The sequence below is a fragment of the Achromobacter insuavis genome (assembly GCF_902859645.1).
Classification (GTDB): domain Bacteria; phylum Pseudomonadota; class Gammaproteobacteria; order Burkholderiales; family Burkholderiaceae_B; genus Achromobacter; species Achromobacter insuavis.
Genome location: NZ_CADIJR010000006.1, coordinates 44,406 through 68,983, shown reverse-complemented (window position 1 = coordinate 68,983; position 24,578 = coordinate 44,406). Strand labels below are relative to the sequence as shown.

Genomic DNA, 24,578 nt, shown 5'->3' with positions numbered 1-24,578 from the left:
GTCCTGCGGAGGAAAACGGGGAGGAATGGGCGCGGCGACGCGGCCGCGCCCGAAGGGAGACAGGGGCTAGCCGAACACCCGCGGCAGCCACAAGGCCAGGTCGGGCCACCACGACAGCAGCGCCAGCATCACGAACATCGCCAGCACGAACGGCAGGCTGCCGACGATCACGGCGCTCATCGAGCCGCTCTTGCGCAGGCTCTGCACCACGAACAGGTTCAGCCCCACCGGCGGCGTGATCAGCGCGGCCTCGACCAGGATGATGATGATGATGCCCAGCCAGATCGGGTCGTAGCCCAGCGCGATCATGATGGGCGCGACGATCGGGATCGTCGTGATCATCATCGACAGGGTCTCCATGAAGCAGCCCAGCACCAGGTAGAACACGATCACGATCAGCAGCATCCAGCCCGGCGACAGGCCCAGCCCGGTGATGGACTGGGTCAGCGCGTCGGTCAGGCCGGTGGCGGACATGACGAAGTTCAGGAAGCTCGCGGCCACCACGATCAGCATGATCATGGCGGTCGAGCGCATGGTGCCTTCCATCGCCTCGCGCAACATGGTCCAGGTCAGGCGGCGGAACCAGGCGGCCAGCAGCAGCGCGCCCAGCACGCCCAGCGCGGCCGCCTCGGTCGGCGTGGCCAGGCCGGCATAGATCGAGCCCACCACCAGCAGGAAGATGCCCATCGGCGGCGCCAGGTGCACCAGGCTGGCGAAGCGCTGGCCCCAGGTGGCCTGGATCTTCTTGCCGCCCCAGGACGGCTTGGCCACGCAGGCGATCATCACCGTCAGCATGAACAGCGCCGCCATGGCGAAGCCGGGGATGATGCCGGCCAGGTAGAGCTTGGGCACCGACGAATTGGTCAGCACGCCATAGATCACCAGGTTGATCGACGGCGGAATCAGGATGCCGAGCGTGCCGCCGGCGGCCAGGCTGCCCAGGAACAGCGGCTCGTTGTAGCCGTACTTGCGGATCTGCGGGATCGCCACCGTGCCCACGGTCGCGGCGGTGGCCACGCTGGAGCCGGAGGTGGCCGAGAACAGCGTCGAGGCGCCGATGTTGGCGTGCATCAGGCCGCCCGGCAGCCACGACAGCCACAGGCTCATGGCGCCGTACATGCGCTCGGCGAAACCGGCCCGCAGCAGCACTTCGCCCAGCATGATGAACAGCGGAATGGCGACCAGCAGGAATTCGTTGTTGGTGCTCCACGAGACTTCGCCGATCGCGCGCGACAGCGGCAGCATGGAGAACAGCGGATCCAGCATCAGGCCCAGCACTCCCAGGGCGGCGCCCACGGGGATGGACAGGCCGATCAGGACCAGCAACAGGGTCAGGGCGGTTGCGATCATGCCGTGGCTCCCTTGACCATGCGCTCGCCGGCGGCGGCTTCTTCGTCGGCTTCTTCCTGCGCCGAGCGCACGCCGCAGATTTCCTTGACCAGCTCGATGTCGCCCGTCACCAGCGCGGCCGAGGCGCGCGCCAGCATCAATGCCACGGTGATGCACATCCAGGCCAGGCCCAGCAGCCACAGGCCCTGCGGAATCCACAACGGCGTGGCCAGCGGCGTGTTGGCGGCGGACTTCTGGGTCCACGACATCTGCACCACTTCAAAGGCGTAATAGGTCAGGAACACCATGAAGACCGCCAGGGCCACCATGGAAATCCAGTCGAGCACGGCCGACACGCGCACCGGCAGCTTCTGGTAGAGCACATCGACCCGCACGTTGGCGCGTTGCAGCGTGGCGAAGGCCAGCGCCCAGGAGGTGCTGATGGCAAAGGCGTAGCTCGACAGCTCGTCGGCGCCGCCGGTGTTGAAGCCCAGGAATTTGCGGGCCAGCACGTCGAAGGAGATGAGCAGCACGCTGGCGATGGTCAGCGCGCCGCCCGCCCACACCGCGACGCGCGAGAATGTCTCGGCGCGCCGCAGCAGCCCGCCCAGCAGGCGGAAGTGTTCGGTTCGGGTCATGGGAAAAACCTCTGCGGCCGGATGCGGCCTTGATGATGAATCGCGGGCGCGCCGCCGCCAGCGGCGGCGCGCCGTCACGCTTACTTGCTGGCGGTCACGCCGAGCGTCTTGCCGACGGTGGCGTTGAAGTCCTTGACGCACTGCGCCGAGCAACGCGCGGCCCACTTGGGCAGCACGGCTTCCTGCGTCACCTTCTTGAGCAGTTCGCGGTCGGCGTCCGAGGGCTGCACCAGCACCATCTTGCCCTTGACCGGGAACGGGCAAGCCGCCGCGCCGGTGTTGCAGTCATAGCCTTCCTGGGTCTGGCGCGCCGCGGCGTCCCAGATGTTGTCGACCAGCGTCTTGACGTTGGCCTGCAGGAAGGTGCGCACGTTGGGGTCGAGCTTGTCCCAGGCCTTCTGGTTGACGGCGTGGATCTGCTGGTTCCAGTTGATCGGCAGCGCCACCAGGTGGGTCGAGACTTCGTACCACTTGGCCGAGTAGCCCGACAGCGAACCGGTGATGGCGCAATCGACCACCTTGTTCTGCAGCGCCGGCACCACTTCGCCGAACGCCATGGTGACGCTGGAGCCGCCCAGCGCTTCCACGAATTCGGCGGTGGTGCGGCTGCTGGTGCGGACCTTCTTGCCCTTGATGTCGGCCAGGCCCTTGATCTCGGCGTTGCAGAACAGCACCTGCGCCGGATAGGTGGAGATGCCCAGCAGCTTGACGTTGCTGCCCTCGCCGTACAGGCGCGCATAGACCGGCTCGAAGGCGTTGGTCACCTCGCGCGCCGTCTTCACGTCCGGCGCCAGGCCGGCCAGGTCGATGGCTTCGTTGATCGGGTTGTCGCTGGCGAAGTACGACAGCGTGGCGGTGCCGAACTCGACCACGCCGGTGGACATCAGGCGCAGCAGTTCCGGGCCCTTCAGGCCCATTTCATTGAAACCCTTGATGTCCGCCGTGACCTGGCCCTTGGACGCGTCCGGAATGGTCTTGGTCCAGAACGGCTTTTCGTAATCGTTGTAGGCGGTCAGGTTGGACAGGCCGCCGACCACCTTCAGGTGGGTCTTGGGCAGGTCTTGCGCCTGGGCGGCGCCGGCCAACAGGCTGGCGGCGACGGCGGCGAGAGCGAGCGACTTCTTCATGGACGAAAACTCCTGGCTGGCGGGATGGTCTGCGCGCGCGGGTCCCCGTTACCTTGAGCGCGCGGGTAAGAATCGGTACGTCAGAGGAGCAAACGATTTCCCCCGGAGCCTGTCGAAGCAGGCGATCTTCTTGATGTGCCGCCATTGCAGCGTCAGGGGCGTCCAGCGTCCAATCGTAAGTTGCGATGTGGGGGTATAAATATTTCTTGGGTCTCATTGCTGCGGAACCCGCCACCGGCCGCAAAGCCAGCAACCATGCGGCCTGGCGGGCAATCGCGACAACGCGCGGCCGGCGCGCGCACGGCCGCCGCGACGCGGCCGCGCACGCCCTGCTGGGGAAAACACCTAGGTTGGATCGGCCACGCCGGACGCGGCATTGCCGTACTAAGCGGGCACGCCGTCGCCGGCCTGCGCCGCGACCTTCTGCGCCATCTGCGCGATCAGGCGCACCGCGTGGCTGTCGGGCCCCTGCACCCAGGTGGCGGTGAAGCTCAGCTCGGGCAGCGGATCCGCGTCGACCCGCAGGATGCGCAGTTCGCCGCGCGCCAGCTCCTTGCCCAGGAACACCGGCGCGATGACGCTGGTGCCGATGCAGTCCTGCGTCATCCGCACCACCATGGACATCGAGGCGCTGCCGTACATGCGCGGCGAGACCACGCCGGCGCGCGTCAGCATGTCGCGCACCACGCGGTACGGCGCGCTGTTGGACGGATAGGTCACGATCGGCAGCCGCGCGATGCGCTCCAGCGTCAGCGGCTCGGGCCCCAGGTCCAGCAAGGGACTGGCGACCCAGGCCAGCGGATAGGTGCACAGCGGCAGGTTCTCGACCCGCGCCTCCAGCACCGGCCCCATCAGGAAGGCCAGGTCGATCTGCCGCGCCATCAGGTGCGAGCGCAGCACGTGCGTGGTGTCGACCTCGATCTCCAGCACCAGCGCCGGATACGAGGCGTGCACCAGTTCGATCAGCGTCGGCAGCCAGGTCTGCACGATGGTCTCGGCCACGCCGATGCGCACCGTGCCGGTCATCACGTTCTGCTCGCGCGCGGCCTCGAACATGTCGCGCCGCACCTGCAGCATGCGTTCGGCGTGCGACAGCAGTTCGTGGCCCTTGCCGGTGAGCTTGACGCCGCGCGCGTCGCGCTCGAACAGGCGCACGCCCAGGTCGGCCTCGAGCGAGGCGATGCGTTGCGAGACCGCCGGCTGCGTGGTGTTGAGCTTGTCGGACGCGGCGCGGAAGCTGCCCAGCGTGGCGACCCAGAAAAACGTTTCTATATTGCGTAGTTCGATCATGAACCTTTCCCCCTGCCGCGATGAGCGTATCATGTCAGCCGCCCCGTGGCCCCGCCCACGGCCCCCTAGCGCACAAGGAGCCTGTCCATGTCCCCGGCCGATACCGGTCGCCCGCGTCCCGCCGCCAGCGGCCCGCTCGTCGGGATCCTGTTGCTGGTGCTGTCGATGTGGACGCTGTCCTGCCTGGACGCCAGCGGCAAATGGGTCATGAACGCGGGCGTGCCGCTGCTGGTGCTGTCGTGGTTCCGCTATGCCGTGCACCTGGTGCTGGTGCTGGCGCTGGTGCTGCCGACCCGGGGCGTCGGCATCCTGCGCAGCAACAAGCCGCGCGAACAGCTCCTGCGCGGCGGCTCGATGTTCCTGGCCACGCTGATGTTCTTCACCACGCTCAGCTATATTCCGCAGGCCGAGGCCACCGCCATCAACTTCCTGGCGCCGCTGCTGGTGCTGTCGCTGGCGCCCTGGATCCTGAAGGAACCGGCGCGCATGTCGCGCTTCGTCGCCGCGGGCATCGCCTTCATCGGCGTCATCATCGTCATCCGGCCGGGCGGCGGCCTGCATCCGGTCGGTACCATCTTCGGCCTGCTGACGGCCTGTTGCTTCGCCGCCCAGTTCATCGCCACGCGCCGCGTGGCCGGCGACGATCCGTTCACCTCGCTGATCTGGAGCGGCGCGGTCGGCACCGGCTGCCTGACGCTGGCCCTGCCCTTCATCCTGCCGCCCGCCCTGCCGGTGCTGCAGGCGCTGACGCCGCTGGACTGGACGCTGCTGATCTCCACCGGGGTCACCGGCGGCCTGGGCCACCTGTTCCAGATCGCCGCCTACCGCCGCGCGCCGGCCTCGACCCTGGCGCCCTTCATCTACCTGCAGATCATCAGCGCCACCACGGTCGGCTGGCTGGTCTGGGACCACTTCCCCGATCCCCTGACCTGGCTCGGCATCGCCATCATCTGCGCCAGCGGCATCGGCATCGGCCTGGTGGAATGGCGCCGCGGCCGCGCCCGGGCCGCCGCGGCGGCCTGATCCGCGTCACGCACAGGCCGGGCTGCCCGGCGGCCGGCGCCGTTGGCTCCCGTACAATGCCGGGCGTCTCTCGCGCCTGCGCGCGGCACCCTCCCGGCATTTCCAGAACGAGGTCTCCATGATCATCAAACCCCGCGTGCGCGGCTTCATCTGCGTCACCACCCATCCCGTCGGCTGCGAGGCCAACGTCAAGCAGCAGATCGACTACGTCCGCGCCCAGGGCCCGATCGCGGGGGGGCCGAAACGCGTGCTGGTGATCGGCGCGTCCACCGGCTATGGCCTGGCGGCCCGCATCAGCGCCGCCTTCGGCTGTGGCGCCCAGACCCTGGGCGTGTTCTTCGAGCGCCCCGGCGAGGCCGCCAAGGCCGGCACCCCGGGCTGGTACAACAGCGCCGCCTTCGACAAGTTCGCCAGCGCCGAGGGCCTGTACGCCAAGAGCATCAACGGCGACGCCTTCTCCGATGCCATCAAGACCCAGACCATCGCCGCCATCAGGCAGGACCTGGGCCAGGTCGACCAGGTGATCTACAGCCTGGCCGCGCCGCGCCGCACCCATCCGGTCAGCGGCGCGGTGTTCAACTCGACCCTCAAGCCGGTCGGCCAGGCGGTCACGCTGCGCGGCCTGGATACCGACAAGGAAGTCATCAAGGAATCGGTGCTGGAACCTGCCACCCAGGAAGAGATCGACGCCACGGTGGCGGTGATGGGCGGCGAGGACTGGCAGATGTGGATCGACGCCCTGCTGGAGGCCGGCGTGCTGGCCGAGGGCGCCACCACCACCGCCTTCACCTACCTGGGCGAGAAGATCACCCACGACATCTACTGGAACGGCTCGATCGGCGCCGCCAAGAAAGACCTGGACCAGAAGGTGCTGGACATCCGCGCCAAGCTGGCCGCGCGCGGCGGCGATGCCCGCGTCTCGGTGCTGAAGGCGGTCGTGACCCAGGCCAGCTCGGCGATCCCGATGATGCCGCTGTACCTGTCGCTGCTGTTCAAGGTCATGAAGGAAAAAGGCACGCACGAGGGCTGTATCGAGCAGGTCTACGGCCTGTATCGCGACAGCCTGTGCGGCGCGGCGCCGATCCTGGACGCCGAGGGCCGGTTGCGCGCGGACTACCTGGAACTGGACCCGGCCGTGCAGGCGCAGGTGCAGGCGCTGTGGCACCAGGTGACCGAGTCCAATCTGTATGAACTGACCGATTTCGCCGGCTACAAGCGCGATTTCCTGCGCCTGTTCGGGTTCGAGATCGACGGGGTCGATTACAACGCCGATGTCGACCCGGACGTGAAGATCCCCGGCCTGATCAACGCCTGAGGCGGGTCGGACCGGGCCGCGGACAGCGCGGCCCGCGCGCCGTCCGCTTACGCGGCGCGGGCGGCGAACAGGCGCAGCAGCTGATCCAGCCCGCCCTGGTCGATCGCCACCTTGGCCTCGCGCCGCACCGCCGGCTTGGCGTGGTACGCCACCGACAGGCCGGCCGTGCGCAGCATCGGCAGGTCGTTGGCGCCGTCGCCCACCGCGATGGCGCGCTCCGGCCCCACGCCCAGCGCCGCGCACACTTCCAGCAGCTTGCGGCGCTTTTCCTCGCCGTCGCACAGATCGCCCCAGGGCTGCGGCAGCAGCCGCCCGGTCAGGCGACCATTCTCGATCTCCAGCACGTTGGCGCGCACGTCGTCCAGCCCCAGGCGCGTCCGCAGCCGGTCGGTGAAGCAGGTGAAGCCGCCCGTCACCAGCAGGCAGAACAGCCCGGCGGCCTTGCAGGCGGCGATCAGCGCCTCCACGCCCGGATTGAGCGTCAGGCGCCGGTCGTAGACCTCGTCCAGCGCTTCGGCCGGCATGCCGGCCAGCAGCGCCACGCGCTGCCGCAGGCTTTGCTTGTAGTCGACGATCTCGCCGCGCATGGCCGCTTCCGTCAGCGCGGCCACCTCGGCCTTCTTCCCCATCAGGTCGGCCATCTCGTCCAGCGTCTCGATGGCGATCAGGGTCGAATCCATGTCGAAGGCGATGACCTTGTAGTCCGACAGCGCCAGCGGCGGTTCGATGCCGCGCCAGTGCAGGCCGGCGTCGCTCTGGAAATCTTGCATGGGCAATCCTTCTATTGCTCGGGTAGCGGATGGCCGGCCTCGCGGCCCAGCCAGTCGATGAAATGGCGCGCCGCGGCCGCCGCCGGCGCGTCCGGGCGGAACAGCGCATGGACGCCGGCATTGGGCAGGCGCGGCTGCAGGAACAGCGGCCGCAGCCGGTCGGCGCGCAGGTCGTCCTGCAGCAGGCACCACGGCGCCAGGGCGATGCCCAGGTCGTTCATGGCGGCCTGCATGCACAGGAACTGATGGTCGAACACCGGCCCGGGCAGTTGCGCCGGCACGTCCACCTTGGCCAGCGCGAACCAGCGCGGCCAGTGATCCATGCCGCCCGCCACCTTGAGCAAGGGATGCCCCAGGCAATCGGTCGGGGTGGCCAGCCGGTTGCGTTCGATGAAGCGCGGCGAGGCCACCGGCACGTGGAAGTCATCCAGGCAATGCACGCAGGCCATCTCGGCGTGCGCCACGTAGCCATGCCGGATCTGCACGTCGCTGCCGGCCTCGTCGCCGCGGTCCAGGAACGACCGGCCCTGCGTGGTCAGCTGCACGTCGATGCCCGGATGCAGCGCCTGGAACGCCGACAGGCGCGGAATCAGCCATTTCATGGTGAGCGACGGCGTGGCGCTGACGCGCAGCACGCCGCCATGACCGGGCGAGCGCAGCTTGGCGGTGGCCGCTGCGATGCGCTCCAGGCTGGCCTGGACCTCGGGAAAATACGCCTGCGCGCACGGCAGCAGCGTGACGCCGCGGGCCTCGCGCGCGAACAGCGGCTGGCCGACGTAGTCTTCCAGGATGCGGATCTGCTGGCTGACCGCGCTGTGCGTGATGCTCAACTCGTCGGCCGCCGCGGTGAAACTGCGCAGGCGCGCCGCGGCCTCGAATACCCGCAAGGCTTTCAGCGGCGGCAGGCTCGGGCCCGCCATCTCAGGCGACGCCCGCCCGTGCGCCACCCCGGCGCAAGGCTTTGCTGCTAGTTCCCACGATTTCCCTTGTCGTCTGTTTTTTGCCGGCGCCGCGCGAGGCGGCGCCGTGGCTATGAGCCGCATTCTAGGGGATTGCGGCGCAGCCGACCTCTTAGAAAAACTAACGCCAGCTCTTAAAAAACACCGCTGGTCGCGGCGCGGCGGGGTTCCTATGATGCGCACAATCCCAGGCAGGAAGCTCTCATGGCATCGATCACGGTAGACGGCATCATCAAGACATTCGGCGGCCAGCAGGTCCTGCGCGACCTGTCGCTGCACATTCCCGACGGCGCGTTCTACACGCTGCTGGGCCCCAGCGGCTGCGGCAAGACCACCCTGCTGCGCTGCATCGCCGGCTTCTACGCGCCCGACGGCGGCCGCCTGCTGTTCGACCAGGACGACGTCACGCACGTGTCGGCGCACCGCCGCGACATCGGCATGGTGTTCCAGGACTACGCGCTGTTCCCCGACAAGACCGCCTTCGACAACGTCGCCTACGGCCTGCGCGCCCGCGGCGTGGCCCGCGCCGAGATCAAGCGCCGCGTCGACGAGGCGCTGGACAAGGTCGGCCTGGCGGCGCTGGCCGACCGCTATCCGGCGCAGATGAGCGGCGGCCAACGCCAGCGCGTGGCGCTGGCGCGCGCCCTGGTGATCCGGCCGCGCGTGCTGCTGATGGACGAGCCGCTGTCGAACCTGGACGCCAAGATGCGCCTGCAGATGCGCGACGTCATCCTCGACCTGGTGCGCGAGGCCGGCATCACCACCGTGTTCGTGACCCACGACCAGGAGGAAGCCCTGGCCATGTCCGACCGCATCGCCATCATGGACCACGGCAGCATCGCCCAGCTGGGCACGCCGGAAGACCTGTACGGCACGCCGGTCAACGCCTACGTGGCCGACTTCATCGGCTCGGCCAACGTGATCCCGGTGCCGGCCCGCGGCGGCCTGGCCGGCGCGCCGGCCGGCCACGTGCGCTACGAGCTGTGCGGCCTGGGCTTTGACGGCACGCTCGGCAGCGCCGCGCTGGCCGAGCGCTCGGTGCTGATCGCCCGCCCCGAGGAACTGGCCCTGATGGCGCCGGCGCCCTACGTGCCCAACACACTGCCCGGCAAGGTGCTGCGGCGCCAGTACCTGGGCTTCAAGACCGCCTACCGCATCGCGCTGCAGGACGGCTCGGAAATCCGCGTGGAGCTGCACGCGGGCAACATGGTGGCGCAGTTCCAGCCCGGCGAGGCCGTGCAGGTGCTAATTCCCGCCGACAGCCGCGTCGTCAACGCCTGAGGACCGCCACGCCATGAAAATCAAATGGTGGCCCTGGGGCATCCTGACGGCAATCAGCCTGGCGCTGCTGCTGTTCTTCGTGCTGTATCCGCTGGCGGTGCTGTTCAGCAACAGCGTCACCGGCCAGGACGGCGGCTTCTCGCTGGAGGGCTTCCGCGCCCTGCTGGCCGACTCGCAATACCTGGAGGCCTTCGGCAACACGCTGGTGCTGGGGCTGGTGGTGACCACCTGCACCATCCTGGTGGGCGTGCCGTTCGCCTACATGGTGGCGCGCTACGACTTCCCGCTCAAGAACCTGGTGGCGATCCTGCCGGTGCTGACCATCGTCATTCCCGAGATCATCGTCGGCCAGTCGTGGCTGCTGGTGCTAGGCAACAACGGCATCCTGACCAACCTGCTGGGCGACGCGGGCATCTCGCTGCCGTCGTTCTACGGCTGGACCGGCATGGTGTTCTCGATGACGCTGGTCTACTACACCTACATCTACCTGGGCGTGCTGGCCGCGTTGCGCGGCTTCGACGGCCAGCTGGAGGAAGCCGGCCTGAGCCTGGGCACGCCGCCGCTGATGACGCAGTTGCGGGTGCTGGTGCCGGTGCTGCTGCCGGCGGTGCTGGTGAACGCGCTGGTGGTGTTCACGCTGGTGGTCGGCAACTTCGCGCTGGCCATGCTGCTGGGCAGCCGCGTGCCGCTGCTGTCGGTGATGACCTACAACACCTTCGTCAGCGAAATGGGCGGCAGCCCGACGCTGCAGAGCGCCATGTCGGTGGTGTCGATCGCCATCGTCGCCATCGTGCTGTTCGTGCAGAAGCGCGTGGTCGAGCGCAAGGTCTACACCATGACCCAGGGCCGCGCGCCGGCGGCGCGCCGGGTGCGGTCGTGGCAAGCGATGCTGTACACCGGCGGCGTCGGCCTGGTGATCCTGCTGTCGCTGCTGCCGCTGATCGTGGTGTTCATCGCCGCCTTCACCAAGACCAGCGGACCGGTGATGCATTGGGGCTCGTGGTCGCTGGCCAGCATGCAGCGCGCCCTGCATGGCGCGCCCGAGCCGATCCTGAATTCGCTCAAGTTCGCCTCGCTGGCCACGGTGACGGGCGTGGCCTTCGCGGTGCTGGTGAGCTACCTGACCATCAAGAAGCGCAGCGCCTTCACCCAGGTGCTGGACTACATCGTGGTGCTGCCGCTGACCATCTCGGGCACGGTGCTAGGCATCGCGCTGGTGCAGACCTTCAACACCGGCTGGCTGGTGCTGGCGGGCACCTCCGGCATCATGGTGCTGTGCTACGCGGTGCGGCGCCTGCCGTTCGCGGTGCGCAACGCCTCGTCGGTGCTGTTCAACATTCCCGACTCGATCGAGGAAGCCTCGATCAGCCTGGGCGTGTCGCCGCTGATGACCTTCTTCAAGGTCATCCTGCCGGCCATGAAGGCCTCCATCATCTCGGCCGCCATCCTGATGTGGCTGACCACGATTTCCGAGCTGTCGGCCTCGATCGTGGCCTACAGCGGCGGCCTCGAAACCATGCCGATCGCCATCTTCCGCCAGGTCGACGGCGGCCGCCTGGGCATGGCCTCGGCCTATGGCGCGGCGCTGGTCACGGTGATCGTGCTGCCCATCATCGTGTCGGTCAAGGCGTTCCGCATCAAGCTGTTCTCCGGCAAATAACCCGCATCCACAAAGGCTCACCATGCACCTCAAACACTTCCTGCAAACCGGCCTGCTGGCCGCCATCCTGGCCTCGGGCGCCGCGCACGCGCAGAACGTGGTCCTGTACTCGTCCAACAACACCGAGACCATCGAGACCGCGCTCGACGCCGTCAAGAAGCAGTCGCCCAAGCTGAACGTGCAGCCGGTCACCGGCGGCACCGGCACCATGATGAAGCGCATCGAAGCCGAGGCGCAGAACCCGCGCGGCGACCTGTTCTGGAGCGGCGGCTTCGGCACGCTGGGCGCTTACCGCCAGCACTTGCAGCCCTACCGCTCGGCCGACATCGACAAGATCCCGGCCGAGTTCCGCGGCCCCGACGACCTGTGGGTCGGCACCAACGTCCACATCATGGTGCTGATGGTCAACGAGCGCCAGCTGAAAGGCCTGGCGGCGCCCGCCACCTGGTCCGACCTGATGCAACCGCAGTGGAAGGGCAAGTTCGCCATCACCGATCCGTCCAAGAGCGGCACCGCCTACATGCTGGTCTACGGCCTGTACAAGCAGTTCGGCCAGGAAGGCCTGGACAAGATCGCCGCCAACGCCGTGGTCACGGCCTCGTCCGGCACCACCTACAAGGGCGTGGCGGCCGGCGAATACGCGGTCGGCATGACGCTGGAATACGCCGCCCAGGAATACGTGGCCGGCGGCCAGAAGGAGATCAAGCTGGTCTACCCGACCGAGGGCAGCTACCTGGCGCCGGAAGGCATGTTCATCATCAAGGGCGCCAAGAACCTGGACGCCGCCAAGGCGCTGTACGACGGCCTGCTCAGCAAGGAGGCCCAGGAAGCGCAGCTGGTGAAGAATTTCCGCCGCCCGACGCGCACCGACATCGCGGTGGCCAGCCTGACCACCCTGCCCGACTTCAACAGCATCAAGATCTTCCCGGTGAGCCAGGACGCGGCCGCCAAGGAGTACGAAGCCGTGGTCACCGCCTGGAACCAGGCCGTGGCCAAGGCCAAGTAAGGTCCGCGCCAAAGGTCCAAGCCAAATGAAAACGCCACCTTCGGGTGGCGTTTTTGTTTCAGGCGGGTGTCGCGGGCGCAGGCCGCACGGGGCCGCGGTGGCATCCCGCCTAGGCGGCCATGCGCCCGGCCGCCAGCACCACCTGCCGGCTGCAACGCGCCGCCAGCTGCGGATCGTGCGTCACCAACACCAGGGTGGTGCCGTGCTCGCGGTGCAGGTCGAACATCAGGTCGATGACCGTGACGCCGGTGGCGGCATCCAGGCTGCCGGTGGGTTCGTCGGCGAACAGCAGGTCAGGCTGCACCACGAAGGCGCGCGCCAGCGACACGCGCTGCTGCTCGCCGCCGGACAGGGTGCGCGGGTAGTGATGCAGGCGCGCCCCCAGCCCGACGCGTTCGAGCATGGCCTGGGCCGCCTCGCGCGCCGGCTGGCCCGCCAGTTCCAGCGGCAGCATGACGTTTTCCAGCGCTGTCAGGTTCGGCAGCAGCTGGAACGACTGGAACACGAACCCCACGTGATTGGCCCGCAGGCGCGCGCGGCCGTCCTCGTCCAGGGCGAACAGGTCCTGCCCCGCCAGGCGCACGCTGCCCTGGCTGGGAACATCCAGCCCGGCCAGCAGTCCCAGCAAAGTGGACTTGCCCGACCCGGAGCTGCCGGTGATGGCCACGGCGCTGCCCGCCGCCACCGTAAAATCGATGTCTTCCAGGATAGACAGCGTCCCGCCGGCATCGGCCACCCGCTTGCCCAGCCCTTTCACCTCGATCGAATTCTTGCTATCCATGCGCCTGATTCCCCTGATTCGCCGTTCACTACTGATATCCACGCTCGCCGCCGCCACCCTGGTGGCGCCCGCCCACGCTCAGACCGCCGCCGCGGCCCAGGGTTCCGCGCAACGCACCGTGCTGGTGGTGGGCGACAGCCTGGCCGCCGAGTACGGCATCAAGCGCGGCACCGGCTGGGTGCCGCTGCTGTCCGCGCGGCTTTCCGAACAATACCCGAAGTACAAGGTGGTGAACGCCAGCATCAGCGGCGACACCACCAGCGGCGGCGTCGCGCGCCTGCCGGCCCTGCTGCGCCAGCACGAGCCGGCGGTGGTGGTGCTGGAGCTGGGCTCGAACGACGCCCTGCGCGGACTGCCGCTGAACATGACGGAACAGAACCTGCGCGCCATGGCGCAGGCGGCGCGCAAGGCCGAGGCCGACGTGGTCATCGTCGGCATGCAGATCCCGCCCAACTACGGCCGCGACTACACCCAGCGCTTCGCCCAGGTGTTCCCCACCGTCGCCAAAGACGAAAACGCCCGGCTCGTGCCCTTCCTGATGGAAGGTATCGCAACGAACCGGGCGATGTTCCAGGCCGACGGCATCCATCCCAACGAGGATGCCCAGGCCCGGTTACTGGACAATGTCTGGCCGGCGCTGCGGCCCTTGCTGCAGTGACGCGGGCCTGAGCGGCCCGCGACCCGCCACGCGGCGGATCAGCCCGCCGCCTGCTGCGAGGCGTCGCCGCCGCGGATGACGTCCGCGGCCGCCGGCAGCACCTGCACCTTGTATTCCTCGCGCAGCATGCGCACCAGGGCTTCGTTCTCGGCCTGGCCCCAGGCGCCCGCCAATTGCTGCGCCAGGCGTTCCTTGTCGGCGGCCTCGACCGTGCCGGCCTCGACCTTCTCCAGGCGCACCAGCGTGTAATCGGCGCCCGACTGCACGCCGGTGTAGGCCGGCAGCTTGGCGGCCGGCAGGCGCATCACGGCGTCCAGCACCGAGCGCGGCAGGTTCTTGGGATCCTGGCGCGACACCACCAGCGGACCGCCGAAGCCTTCCGGCGCCGCGGCCGGGTTGGCCTGGTCGGCCGCCAGCGCGGCTTCGCCGGCCTTCTTGGCGGCTTCGGCCGAACGCTCGTCCAGCAGCTTGGCGCGGATCGAATCGCTGACCTTGTCCAGCGCCGGCACGTGGGCCGGTTCGACCGCGGCCACGCGCACCGCCAGCATGGTGTCGGGCGACAGCTCGATCACGCCGGAATTCTGCTTTTCACGCAGCACGTCGGGCGAGAACAGCACCTGGCGCACGCGCGGGTTGTCCAGCAGCGCGGCGTCCGGGCTGTCGACCGCGGAGCCCGGGCCGGCCTGGTCGGCCGGCAACAGGCCTTCGCGCGTCACGCCCGAGGCGGTGCGCAGCTTCAGGCCGACCGCGTCGGCGGCGGGCTGCAGGCTGTCGCGCTGGTCGTAGACCTGCTTGTTCAGCTGGCTGGCCATTTCCGAGAAACGCACGGCGGCCAGTTGCTTGCGCACTTCGGCGGTGATCTGGCTCTTGACCTCGGCCAGCGGCTTGATCGAAGCCGGCTGGATATCCGTGACCTTGATCACGTGGAAACCCGACGGGCTTTCGACCACGCCCGACACCTGGTCCTTGGACTGGCTGAAGATCGCCTTTTCCAGCGGGCCGGACAGCATGCCCGGCGCCAGCCAGCCCAGGTCGCCGCCATTGGCGGCCGAACCGGCGTCCTGCGAATTCTTGCGGGCCAGCTCGGCGAACTGCGCCGGGTCGGCGGCGGCCTGCTTGGCCAGATCCTCGGCCTTGGCGCGGGCGGCCTTGCGCGCATCGTCCGAGGCGCCGGCGGGCACTTCGATCATGATGTGGCTGGCGCGGCGGCGCTCGGGCTGGCCGAAGCGGTTCTTGTTCTGCTCGTAGTACGAAGCCAGATCCTCGTCCTTGACCTGCACGCCTTCGGTGGCGGCGGCCTCGTTCAGCACCAGGTATTGCACCTGGACCTGCTCGGGAATCTGCAATTGCTGCTTGTTGGCGTCGTACCAGGCCTGGATGTCGGCCGGGGTGACGGTCACTTGCGAGCGGAAATCGGCGGCGGCGAAGCGGCGCAGCTGCACCGTGCGCTGCTGCGTCAGGGCGGTTTCGAGCGATGCCACCACTTCCGACGGCGCGCTGGCCGACTGGCCAACCGGCTCGAGCACGCGGGCCACGGCCAGATCACGGCGCAGGCCGGCTTCGAACGAAGTGGGCGACATGCCCTGGGCCGCCAGCACCTGGCGGTAGCGCTCGGGCGAGAAGCGGCCGTTGTCCTGCACTTCCGGGATCGCGGCGATGGTGTTGCGCAGCGTTTCATCGGACACCGAGAAACGGTTGTCCACCGCCACGTTCGCCAGCAGGCGCTGGTTGATCAGCTGGTTCAGCAGCGCTTCGCGCAGTTGCGGCGTGTCGATCACCGCCGGGTCGAACTGCGCGCCCAGGCGCTGGCGATACTGTTCAAGCTGGTTGCGGTGCGCCTGGTCGAACTCCGCGCGGGAAATGGGCTGGCCGGCGACAGTCGCCAGTTCAGGCTCCTTGCGCATGAAGCTCTCATAGCCCTGAATCCCGACGAGGAAGAAGGAAGGCACAATCAGAAGCAGCAGGATGAACTGCATCCAGCGCCGGTGGCTGCGAATAAATTCGAACATGGAATCCCTGTTGCCGCACTCGGGGGGAGACTTCCGCCCGGGCCGCACGAAAACGCATAAAAAAAGGCGAATCTCATTCGCCCTATTCCCATACCGGTCAAACCGGGTCAGCGGGCGGATTTTAGCATTTCTCATTCTTCCCGCAGCGTCTGCTTACATCGGCCCGCGCGACGCCCTTGCGCGCCCCGCGGCACACGCTTTCCACCCCCATGGAAGCCGGCCCCGGTCAACCCGGGAAACCCCGGTTTTCGCCTTCCGTCCCCACTCGTATCGTGAGCCTCGGGCCGCCACGCCGTGGCCGGCGCCTTCCTTCCCCTTTTTCATGCAGAGGTGACTTTCGATGCCGTACCCGTCCTCACGTCCGCTCGCCCTTCGCGCCCTGCTCGCGCTGGCCTGCCTCGGTGGCGCCGCCACCGTCCTGGCCGCCCCGGTGGCCGCCGTCCACGACGCCGCCCAGGGCCAGCAGCAGGCCATGCTCGACACCATGCGCGACCTGGTCAACATCGAATCGGGCAGCAAGGACGTCGAGGGCGTGGAGCGCATCGCCGCCCTGATCGCCGAGCGCTTCAAGGCCCTCGGCGGCAAGGTCGAGATCCTGCAGCCCGCCGACATCTTCCGCCTGGACGACACGCCCGAGCGCGTCGGCCCCATGGTGCACGCCGAGTTCAAGGGCAGCGGCCAGAAGAAGATCATGCTGATCGCGCACATGGACACCGTCTACCGCAACGGCATGCTCAAGGACCAGCCCTTCCGCATCGACGGCGACCGCGCCTACGGCCTGGGCATCGCCGACGACAAGCATGGCGTGGCCACCATCCTGCACACCGTGGCCCTGCTGCAGAAGCTGGACTTCAAGGACTACGGCACCCTCACCGTACTGATCAACGGCGACGAGGAAATCAGCTCGCCCGGCGCCCGCGCCACCATCACCCGCCTGGGCGCCGACCAGGACGCGGTCTTCTCCTTCGAGGGCGGCGGCGCCGAGGGCCGCCTGACCCTGGCCACCAGCGGCATCGGCGCGGCCTACCTGACCGTGCAGGGCAAGACCTCGCACGCCGGCGCCCGTCCCGAGGGCGGCGTCAACGCCCTCACCGAGCTGTCCCACCAGATCCTGCAGCTCAAGGACCTGTCCAAGCCCGAAGAAGGCCTGAAACTGAACTGGACCGTGGCTCAGGCCGGCACCAACCGCAACGTCATCCCCGGCCAGGCCACCGCCCAGGCCGACGCCCGCGCCCTCAAGGTGTCCGATTTCGACGCGCTCGAGCGCACCCTGCAGGAACGCATCCAGAAGAAACTGCTGCCCGAGGCCAAGGTCAGCGTCAAATTCGAAGTGCGCCGCCCGCCCCTCGAAGCCACCCCCGCCTCGCGCGCCCTCGCCAACCACGGCGTCGCCATCTACCAGGAACTGGGCCTGCCCCTGAAAGTCGTCGACCGCGCCAGCGGCGGCGGCACCGACGCCGCCTTCGCCGCCCTCAAGGCCCGCGGCCCCGTCATCGAAGGCATGGGCCTGAGCGGCTTCGGCGCCCACTCCAACGACGCCGAGTACATCCAGATCCCCTCCATCGTCCCCCGCCTCTACCTGGCCACCCGCATGATCATGGACGTCTCCCAGGACAAGGCCCCGATGAAATAGGCGCCCGGCGCCTGCGGCGGCGCAACCCTACGAAGGCCGCCCCTGCCCCCAAGCAACAGGCTCCCCGCCCGCAAATCCCACCTCCCGCCCCAGGATGCGCCCACGCGAGCAGCCACCACGTATGTCCGACAAGGCCGCGCAGGGCGGCCTTGTCGGACGGGCGCCAGCAAATCCTTCAAGCGCCGCCATCCTTCCCACGAAGTCCAAGCACACCCCCCGCCCCAGCGACGCCTCGAGCTTTCCCCACCGCGAGCGGCTGCGGGGCCGTGGCGCGGGGCCGGGGCGTGTAGAGGCGCGCGCGACGGAATCCGAAGGAGCCGCAGGCGACGAGGATGAGGATGCGCTGTCCGGCGCGCAGGCGCCGGACAAGCCTCGTAGCCCCGGCCCCGCGCCACGGCCCCGCAGCCGCGCCAAAAGAACCGAACCCGCGACACAGGCACGAAGCAAGAACCCGCCCCCGCACGACAGGAAAGGAACCCCCAGAACAGAGTATCCTTCCACCCTGTCCCAAAGAACCCCAAAAGCATCAAAGAAATGACCGCATCCCTCCCCACCTGGCCCTATTCCCGCCACATCGCCCACCGCGGCGGCGGCCGCCTGGCCCCGGAGAACACCCTCGCCGCCATGCGCGTCGGCGCCGAACACGGCTTCACCATGTTCGAATACGACGTCAAGCTCAGCCGCGACAACGTCCTCGTCCTGATGCATGACGACGACGTCGACCGCACCTCCAACGGCCACGGTCCCGCCGCCGCCAAGACCTTCAGCGAACTGGCGCAACTGGACTTCGGCAGCTGGCACTCCGCCGCCTACGCCGGCGAACCCCTGCCCACCTTCGCCGCCGTGGCCCGCTACACCGTCGCCAACGGCATCGCCAGCAACGTCGAGATCAAGCCCTGCCCCGGCCGCGAGGCCGAGACCGGCGCCGCCGTCGCCCTGGCCGCCCGCGAGCTGTGGCAAGGCGCCGCCGTGGCCCCGCTGCTGTCGTCCTTCGCCGAGGAAGCCCTGCAGGCAGCCAAGGACGCCGCGCCCGAGCTGCCGCGCGCCCTGCTGGTCGAAAAGGTGCCGGCCGACTGGCTCGACCGCCTGGTCAAGTACGACTGTGTCGCCCTGAACATCAACCAGAAGGACGCCACGCGCGAACTGATCGACGCCGTGCACGCCGCCGGCTACCGCATCGCCGCCTGGACCGTCAACGACCCCGAGCGCGCGCGCCTGCTGCTGGACTGGGGCATCGACGGCATTTTCACCGACGAACTGGCCGCCATCCGGCCGGCCGCCTGAGGCCCCCGCCCCGTGTTCAGCTATCGCCACGCCTTCCACGCCGGCAACCATGCCGACGTGCTCAAGCACGCCATCCTGGTCCACACCCTGGACTACTTCAACCGCAAGGACGCGCCCTACTGGGTCATCGACACCCACGCCGGCGCCGGCCTCTACAGCCTGGACAGCGACTGGGCCGCCAAGACCTCGGAGTTCGCCGACGGCATCGGCCGCCTGTGGGAACGCGACGACCTGCCGCCCCTGCTGGCCGACTACGTCGCCCGCATCCGCGCCTTCAACACCAACGGCCGCCTCAAGCGCTACCCCGGCTCGCCCTGGCTGACGCTGGACGCGCTGCGCCCGTCCGACCGCCTGCGGCTGTTCGAAATGCACCCGACCGAGATCGACACCCTGGTCGGCAACCTCGAACACATGGACCGCACCGCGCAGCGCCAGACCACCATCTACGGCGACGACGGCTTCGAGGGCGTCAAGGCCCTGCTGCCGCCGCCGACGCGCCGCGGCATGGTGCTGATCGACCCGTCCTATGAAGACAAGAACGACTACCGCCGCACGCTGATCACCGTCAAGGAATGCGTCAAGCGCTTCGCCACCGGCACCATCGCCGTCTGGTATCCGCTGGTGCAGCGGCGCGAGGCCAGCGAAATGGCGCGCCACTTCGAGAACCTCAAGGTCAAGAGCTGGCTGCACGCCACCCTCACGGTCAAGAAGGCCACTATCGACGGCTATGGCCTGCATGGCAGCGGCATGTTCCTGATCAACCCGCCCTGGACGCTGCACGACGCCCTCAAGCAGACCATGCCCTACCTGGCGCGCGAACTCGGCCAGGACGAGCGCGCGAGCTTCACGCTGCAGTACCGCGAGAATCCGTTCCCCGTGCCGAAGAAGCAGTCGGACGACTGATTCCTGACCCGTCCCCATAAGAGCCCGGCCTTGCGTGATCGAGACGCAAGGCCGGGCTTTTCTATTTCGACCTGCGCCCCTGGCGCGCCGCGGCCGAGCCTCTGCGCCGGGAACACGTAATTCGTTTTTGGCGCGATCGGATTTGCGAAACCGGCGGTGCCTGCTTATCTTGGGGGTTTGGCCGATACCGATGTCCTGTCGTACGCGGCGGCAATCCGACGGAGCCGGAAGATGCGTCAAATCCTGGTCTATTCCTCCTTTTCATGGCTGGCCTTGGCAGGCGGCCTGCACTTCGCCATCGATGTCGTTGCGCAGTTCGCCCGGGGTGCGCGCGCCCCCGGGCCGGAAACGACGCTGTACTACGGCCTGCACTCCGCCTATGCGCTCGGGCTGGTGCTTTTCGGCGGCTTCGGTTTGCTCGTGGCGCGGCAGGCGCCCGCGCTCCTGAGCCAGTGGCCCGCGCTCGCGCTCACCGTTTTCGCCGCGGCCGCCTGGCTCGTCCTGGCCTTTGTTTTCATCGAGTACCGTCCGCCCAGGATCCTGATCAGCGTGTTCGCGGTCCTCGCGCTCTCGATGGTGGCCACGCGATGAAGACCGCGTCAGCGCGAGGCGTCCGCTCAGGCAACCGGCGCGTCGAGACCTTCTCGATACCGCCCTCGGCGATCGCCGGCTTCGGCCTGTCGATCGAAAGATTGTGCGAGCGCGCGGGCGTGGCGCCGTCGACCAATTGGGACACGGGCGAGTTCTTCCGCCTCTGGCAGGCCGTGGAGGCGGAACTCGATGACCGATCGGCGGGCCTGCGTTTCGGCGCCGACGGCATCGCCCGCGGCTATGGCATCCCGTCGATTGTCGCGCTGCACGCCCCGGACTTTCGCCAGGCCCTCGCGGCCCTCGCCCGCTACAAGCGGCTGACCTGCCCCGAGCTGGTGGAAGTCGAGACCCGGGGCGACGAAGCGATCGTGCGCTATCGCTGGCTGCAGGCGACGGGGGACGTGCCGCGCCTGCTGGTCGACACCACCCTGGCCTCGCTCAAGGAGATGGCGCATCGCGGCAGCGCCGGTCGGGTGACTCCCATTCGCCTGGAGCTGACGCGACGGTCGGCGGACCAGACGCTTCTGCGCGACCACTTCGGATGCCCCATTCTCTTCTCGGCGACCAGCGACACCATGGTGTTCGAGCGCGCGGCCCTCGACGTGCCGTTCGCCACCGCCAGCGACGGCGCCTTCGCGCAGGTGACCGAAGGCCTGGAGCAACGGCTTGCCGAGGGAGAGGGTTTCCCGGCGCTCATCGCCGACGTGCGCGTGGCGATCGCGCGGCAACTGAGCGAAGGCCGTTCCTCCGATATTGCCGCGGTGTCGGGCCGGCTGCTGACCAGCCGCCGCACCTTGCAACGGCGGCTCTCGGCGCAAGGCACCACCTTCCAGCAGCAATTGGACAGTGTCCGGCGCACCACCGCGAATCGGCTGCTGTCGACGACCGAACTCGATGCCGTCGCCATCGCCATGCTGCTTGGCTTCGCGGAGCCCAACTCGTTCGCCCGCGCATTTCGGAACTGGGAGCAGACAACGCCGGTCCGCTGGCGCGAGCGTCACGTCCCCTTGTCCAACCCTTGAAAAGACCCGCCCAATGAACCTCTCCGGCAACACCATCCTGATAACCGGCGGCACCAGCGGTATCGGCCTCGAACTGGCCAGGCAGTTTCTCGCCGCGGGCAACACCGTGCTCGTCACCGGTCGCTCGGAGGCCCGCCTGGCCGAAGCGCGCAACGCGTTCCCCGCATTGCACACCTTCGTCTGCGATCAGAGCGATCCGGCGTCGATCGCCAGCGCTTGCGCGACGATCTCCCAGCGGTTTCCGTCGCTGAATGTGCTGATCAACAACGCTGGCATCGGGCTCAAGCTCAACCTGAATGAAACCGACCGCCCCCTCCCGGACCTGGAGAACGAGATCAGGACCAACCTGATCGGCCCGATTCAGCTGATCAACCAGCTCCTGCCTGTGTTGAAACGCCAGCAAAGCGCCACCATCGTCAACGTCACCTCGGGCCTTGCGTTCGTCCCGCTGGCCCTGAAGCCGATCTACAGCGCCACCAAGGCCGCGATGCACTCGTACACCCAGTCCCTGCGCGCGCAGCTCAGGCATTCCAGCGTGAAGGTGGTCGAACTGGCGCCGCCAGCCATCGACACCGCCTTCAACAAGGGCCAGGAAGACATGAACAGCGCCATGCTGATGGACGTCGCCAAGTTCGGCCGCGCCGCGCTGCGAGGGCTGCGCAAGGGCCAGGACGAAGTGCTGCCCGGCGCGAGCAGGTTGATCCGTTTCATCGGCCGCATCAACCCGCGCGCCGTCTTGAGGCGTTCGGATGCCGAGCAGATGGGCCGTCAATAGCGCCCTGATGGTCCGATGGCCGCCTCAGGGCTCGCCCACGACGGTCATGCGCCATATCGCCAGGCCGCGCACCAGGATCTCGCCCGCCTCCTCGATGTGCGCCTCGAGCAGCCGACAGGCCCGCTCGACCTCGCCCTGGCGCACCGCGTCGAGCAATTCCAGGTGCTCGCGCTGCGAGCCCGGATCCCACGCCACGCACGATGCCGTCACATGCATGTAGCGCGTGCGCGATTCATGCAGCATGTCGATCGTCGCCAATAGCCGCGGCATCGCGCACGGCCGGTACAGCGCCTCGTGGAAGGCGCGGTTGGCCGCCTCCCAGTCGCGCATGTCGCGCGCCTTGTCGCCCGCGTCGATCGCGGCCTGCGCCCGCGCCAGGTCGCCGGCGCTCATCGCCGCCATCGCGTGGCGCAGGGCCAGCGATTCCAGCGCGCCGCGCATGCGCGTGATCTCCACGATCGAGGCCTCGTCCAGCGAGCTCACCCGCACGCCCTTGCGCGGCTCGCTCACCAGCAGTCCGCGCGCCTCGACCCGGCGGAACGCCTCGCGCACCGGCACATGGCTGGCGCCGAACTCGGCCGCCAGCGCGTCCTGGCCCACCCGCTCGCCGGGGCGCAGCTGGCCGGTGATGATGCGTTCGACCAGCGTGCGCGCGATGCGTCCGGGCAAGGTGTCGTCATCGTCGCGCGACGCGCCGTGGGCCAAGGTCATGCCGCCTCCCGCGCCTGCCACAGCGGGCCGCAGGCGGACTGCGTGGCGGCGGCCAGGCTGCCGTCCGCGACCCGCGCGCGCAACTGCGCGAGGTCGTCATGGAGCCAGCGGTCGTCGCCGAGCATGGCCGGCACCACCGCCCGCACCGCCGCCCAGGCCGCGGCCGTGCCCGCGCCGACCGGATAGGCGGCCAGGTCGGGCTCGGCCAGATCCAGGGCCTGCGCGGCCAGCAGCAGCTCGACGGCCACCACCGCCTGGGTGTTCTCGACCACGGTGCGGGTGCGGCGCGCGGCGAAACACGAGTTGCTGATGTGGTCTTCGGTATTGCCCTTGGCCGGCAGGCTGGTGGCGCTGGCCGGGCCGCACAGGCCCATGTTTTCCAGCACCAGCCCGGTCCCCATGCTCTGCGCCACCGAAAAGCCGGTATTGATGCCGGGCCGCTGCGCGATCAGATTGGCCGGCAGACCGAAGTTGCAGGCCGGATCGACCAGCCGCGCGCTGCGGCGGTCGCAGATCGCCGACAGGTCGGCCACCGCCAGCGCCAGCAGATCCATGGCCTGGGCGATGTACTGCCCGTGGAAGTGCCCGCCCGAGACGATGGCGTAGCCCGCGTCTTCCGGAAAGATCAGCGGATTGTCGGTGGCGCTGTTCATTTCGGTGGCGAGGATGCCGTCGACGTAGTCCAGCGCGTCCAGCACCGGCCCGTAGACCTGCGGCACGCAACGCAGCGAATAGACGTCCTGGATGCGCGGCGCCAGCGGCGGCGCGTGCGGCGTGCCGGCCTGCGCCGGATCGAGCCCCGGCGTGCCGCGCAGGCGCACCTGCCGGGCCGGCTCGGTGCAGCGCCGGCTGCCCGCCACCAGCTGGCGGATCGCCGCGGCCACCCGCCGCTGGCCGCGATGCGGGCGCGCCAGCATGACGCGATCCTCGAAACACGAGAGTTCGCCGCGCAGCGCCTCCAGCGTCATGGCCATCGACACGGTGGCGCTGCCCAGCAGCTCGCGCGCGTCATGCGCGGCCAGCACCGCATAGGCGAGCGAGGCGGTCGCGCCATTGATCAACGCCGTCGCGTCCTTGGCCTGCACGTCCATCGTGGGCGCCATGCCGGCCTGCTCGAAGGCGCGCGCGGCGGGCATCGCCTCGCCCCGGTAGGTGACGCGCGATTCCGGCAGGCCCATCAGGGCGCCGCTCATCAGTGCCAGCGGCGCCAGGTCGCCGCTGGCGCCGACGCTGCCCTTGGACGGCACCACCGGCGTGATGCCGTGATTGAGCATGGCGATGAGCCGGTCGATGATCGCGACCCGCACGCCGGAATGGTTGCTGGCGAAGGCATTCACCCGCAGCGCCATCATGGCGCGCACCACCTCGTCCGGCATCGGCTCGCCCGTGCCCGCCGAATGCGAGCGCACCAGGCTGGCCTGGAACGTGGCGATCTCGGCCGGCGCGATGCGCTGGCTCTTGAGCGCCCCCACGCCGGTGTTGAAGGCGTACATCAGCGGCGCGGCGTCGTTGAGCCAGTGCGATTCGATGTAGCCGCGGGTCGCGTCCAGGGCCTGGCGAGCGGAGTCAGCCAGGGCGACGGTCGCTCCGCCGCGCGCGATGGCGACAACGTCCTCGGCGCGCAGATGCGCGCCGTCCAGCGTGATGACGGGAGTGTTCATGGGCGGGGCCTGATCAATTTTTATAGATTATCTATAAAATTTCCTGGCGTGACAAGAAATCCACACGGTTCCTCCGTCGCCCCGAGGCCTGGCGCCCCGTCAGCCGGGCCGCCCTCTTCCGCGCATCGGCCCAGGACGCAAAAAAGGCTGCC

Annotated in this window: 22 protein-coding genes; 12 read left to right on the top strand and 10 right to left on the bottom strand. The window is 68.7% G+C overall.

Features of this window, described 5'->3' with window-relative positions; genetic code table 11:
- Positions 1–66 precede the first annotated feature (66 nt).
- The 4 genes from H0523_RS05685 to H0523_RS05670 all read right to left on the bottom strand — a co-directional run bounded on the left by H0523_RS05685 (position 67) and on the right by H0523_RS05670 (position 4,384).
- Entirely contained in the window at positions 67–1,350 is a 1,284-nt protein-coding gene (locus tag H0523_RS05685; protein WP_054431383.1) for a TRAP transporter large permease, read from the bottom strand.
- Positions 1,347–1,967: a TRAP transporter small permease subunit gene (locus H0523_RS05680; RefSeq protein WP_054431382.1), complete on the bottom strand. Its 621-nt coding sequence runs from the start codon at positions 1,965–1,967 to the stop codon at positions 1,347–1,349. Before H0523_RS05680 ends, H0523_RS05685 begins: the two co-directional genes overlap by 4 nt.
- A gap of 80 nt (positions 1,968–2,047) precedes the next feature.
- Positions 2,048–3,094: a TRAP transporter substrate-binding protein gene (locus H0523_RS05675; RefSeq protein ID WP_047992682.1), complete on the bottom strand. Its 1,047-nt coding sequence runs from the start codon at positions 3,092–3,094 to the stop codon at positions 2,048–2,050.
- Between the two features lie 384 nt (positions 3,095–3,478).
- A complete protein-coding gene (locus H0523_RS05670) occupies positions 3,479–4,384 on the bottom strand; it encodes a LysR family transcriptional regulator (protein ID WP_054431381.1) in 906 nt (301 codons plus the stop codon).
- Between the two features lie 87 nt (positions 4,385–4,471).
- On the opposite strand from H0523_RS05670, the gene H0523_RS05665 reads away from it, so the two are divergent.
- Together H0523_RS05665 and fabV are read left to right on the top strand one after the other, a co-directional pair.
- The gene (locus tag H0523_RS05665) at positions 4,472–5,407 is read left to right on the top strand and encodes a DMT family transporter (protein ID WP_054431380.1); all 936 of its coding nucleotides are present in this window, start codon (positions 4,472–4,474) and stop codon (positions 5,405–5,407) included.
- 118 nt (positions 5,408–5,525) lie between these two features.
- On the top strand, positions 5,526–6,722 hold the full coding sequence (gene fabV / locus H0523_RS05660) for an enoyl-ACP reductase FabV (protein ID WP_054431379.1): 1,197 nt from the start codon (positions 5,526–5,528) through the stop codon (positions 6,720–6,722).
- A gap of 47 nt (positions 6,723–6,769) precedes the next feature.
- Here the strand turns inward: fabV and serB are convergent, their stop codons facing one another.
- Complete coding sequence (serB, locus tag H0523_RS05655) at positions 6,770–7,492, bottom strand: phosphoserine phosphatase SerB (protein WP_054431378.1); 723 nt, start codon at positions 7,490–7,492, stop codon at positions 6,770–6,772.
- An 11-nt stretch (positions 7,493–7,503) separates the two neighbouring features.
- A complete protein-coding gene (locus H0523_RS05650) occupies positions 7,504–8,412 on the bottom strand; it encodes a LysR substrate-binding domain-containing protein (protein ID WP_054431377.1) in 909 nt (302 codons plus the stop codon).
- A gap of 243 nt (positions 8,413–8,655) precedes the next feature.
- Here H0523_RS05650 and H0523_RS05645 point away from each other — a divergent pair, with 243 nt between their 5' ends.
- From H0523_RS05645 to H0523_RS05635, 3 genes are read left to right on the top strand one after another with little or no spacing between them, the layout of a single operon-like run.
- Positions 8,656–9,732, top strand: a complete 1,077-nt coding sequence (locus tag H0523_RS05645; protein WP_054431376.1) for an ABC transporter ATP-binding protein — start codon at positions 8,656–8,658, stop codon at positions 9,730–9,732.
- Between the two features lie 13 nt (positions 9,733–9,745).
- Complete coding sequence (locus H0523_RS05640) at positions 9,746–11,392, top strand: ABC transporter permease (RefSeq protein WP_006388177.1); 1,647 nt, start codon at positions 9,746–9,748, stop codon at positions 11,390–11,392.
- Positions 11,393–11,414: 22 nt separating this feature from the next.
- Positions 11,415–12,398, top strand: a complete 984-nt coding sequence (locus tag H0523_RS05635) for an ABC transporter substrate-binding protein (protein ID WP_054460652.1) — start codon at positions 11,415–11,417, stop codon at positions 12,396–12,398.
- A 109-nt stretch (positions 12,399–12,507) separates the two neighbouring features.
- On the opposite strand, the gene H0523_RS05630 is transcribed toward H0523_RS05635, so the two are convergent.
- Positions 12,508–13,179, bottom strand: a complete 672-nt coding sequence (locus H0523_RS05630) for an ABC transporter ATP-binding protein (protein ID WP_054460650.1) — start codon at positions 13,177–13,179, stop codon at positions 12,508–12,510.
- Here H0523_RS05630 and H0523_RS05625 point away from each other — a divergent pair.
- Positions 13,178–13,837 carry an arylesterase gene (locus H0523_RS05625; protein WP_054431373.1) on the top strand — a complete coding sequence of 220 codons (660 nt, stop codon included), beginning with the start codon at positions 13,178–13,180 and terminating at the stop codon, positions 13,835–13,837. The two genes, H0523_RS05630 and H0523_RS05625, sit on opposite strands and share 2 nt — an antisense overlap.
- A gap of 38 nt (positions 13,838–13,875) precedes the next feature.
- On the opposite strand, the gene H0523_RS05620 is transcribed toward H0523_RS05625, so the two are convergent.
- A complete protein-coding gene (locus tag H0523_RS05620; RefSeq protein ID WP_054431372.1) occupies positions 13,876–15,846 on the bottom strand; it encodes a SurA N-terminal domain-containing protein in 1,971 nt (656 codons plus the stop codon).
- Between the two features lie 340 nt (positions 15,847–16,186).
- On the opposite strand from H0523_RS05620, the gene H0523_RS05615 reads away from it, so the two are divergent.
- The 6 genes from H0523_RS05615 (at position 16,187) to H0523_RS05590 (ending at position 22,054) form a co-directional block, all read left to right on the top strand.
- Positions 16,187–17,479, top strand: a complete 1,293-nt coding sequence (locus H0523_RS05615) for a M20/M25/M40 family metallo-hydrolase (RefSeq protein WP_054431371.1) — start codon at positions 16,187–16,189, stop codon at positions 17,477–17,479.
- Between the two features lie 534 nt (positions 17,480–18,013).
- Positions 18,014–18,763: a glycerophosphodiester phosphodiesterase gene (ugpQ, locus tag H0523_RS05610; RefSeq protein WP_054431370.1), complete on the top strand. Its 750-nt coding sequence runs from the start codon at positions 18,014–18,016 to the stop codon at positions 18,761–18,763.
- A gap of 12 nt (positions 18,764–18,775) precedes the next feature.
- Positions 18,776–19,666 carry a 23S rRNA (adenine(2030)-N(6))-methyltransferase RlmJ gene (locus H0523_RS05605; RefSeq protein WP_054431369.1) on the top strand — a complete coding sequence of 297 codons (891 nt, stop codon included), beginning with the start codon at positions 18,776–18,778 and terminating at the stop codon, positions 19,664–19,666.
- A gap of 231 nt (positions 19,667–19,897) precedes the next feature.
- Positions 19,898–20,257, top strand: a complete 360-nt coding sequence (locus H0523_RS05600; RefSeq protein ID WP_054431458.1) for a hypothetical protein — start codon at positions 19,898–19,900, stop codon at positions 20,255–20,257.
- A complete protein-coding gene (locus H0523_RS05595) occupies positions 20,254–21,279 on the top strand; it encodes an AraC family transcriptional regulator (RefSeq protein WP_054431368.1) in 1,026 nt (341 codons plus the stop codon). Before H0523_RS05600 ends, H0523_RS05595 begins: the two co-directional genes overlap by 4 nt.
- Positions 21,280–21,292: 13 nt before the next feature.
- A complete protein-coding gene (locus tag H0523_RS05590; RefSeq protein WP_054431367.1) occupies positions 21,293–22,054 on the top strand; it encodes an SDR family oxidoreductase in 762 nt (253 codons plus the stop codon).
- Between the two features lie 24 nt (positions 22,055–22,078).
- On the opposite strand, the gene H0523_RS05585 is transcribed toward H0523_RS05590, so the two are convergent.
- On the bottom strand, positions 22,079–22,765 hold the full coding sequence (locus H0523_RS05585) for a GntR family transcriptional regulator (protein WP_054431366.1): 687 nt from the start codon (positions 22,763–22,765) through the stop codon (positions 22,079–22,081).
- The gene (locus H0523_RS05580; protein WP_054431365.1) at positions 22,762–24,426 is read right to left on the bottom strand and encodes an HAL/PAL/TAL family ammonia-lyase; all 1,665 of its coding nucleotides are present in this window, start codon (positions 24,424–24,426) and stop codon (positions 22,762–22,764) included. The genes H0523_RS05585 and H0523_RS05580 overlap by 4 nt, the downstream gene beginning before the upstream one ends.
- Positions 24,427–24,578: the final 152 nt, after the last annotated feature.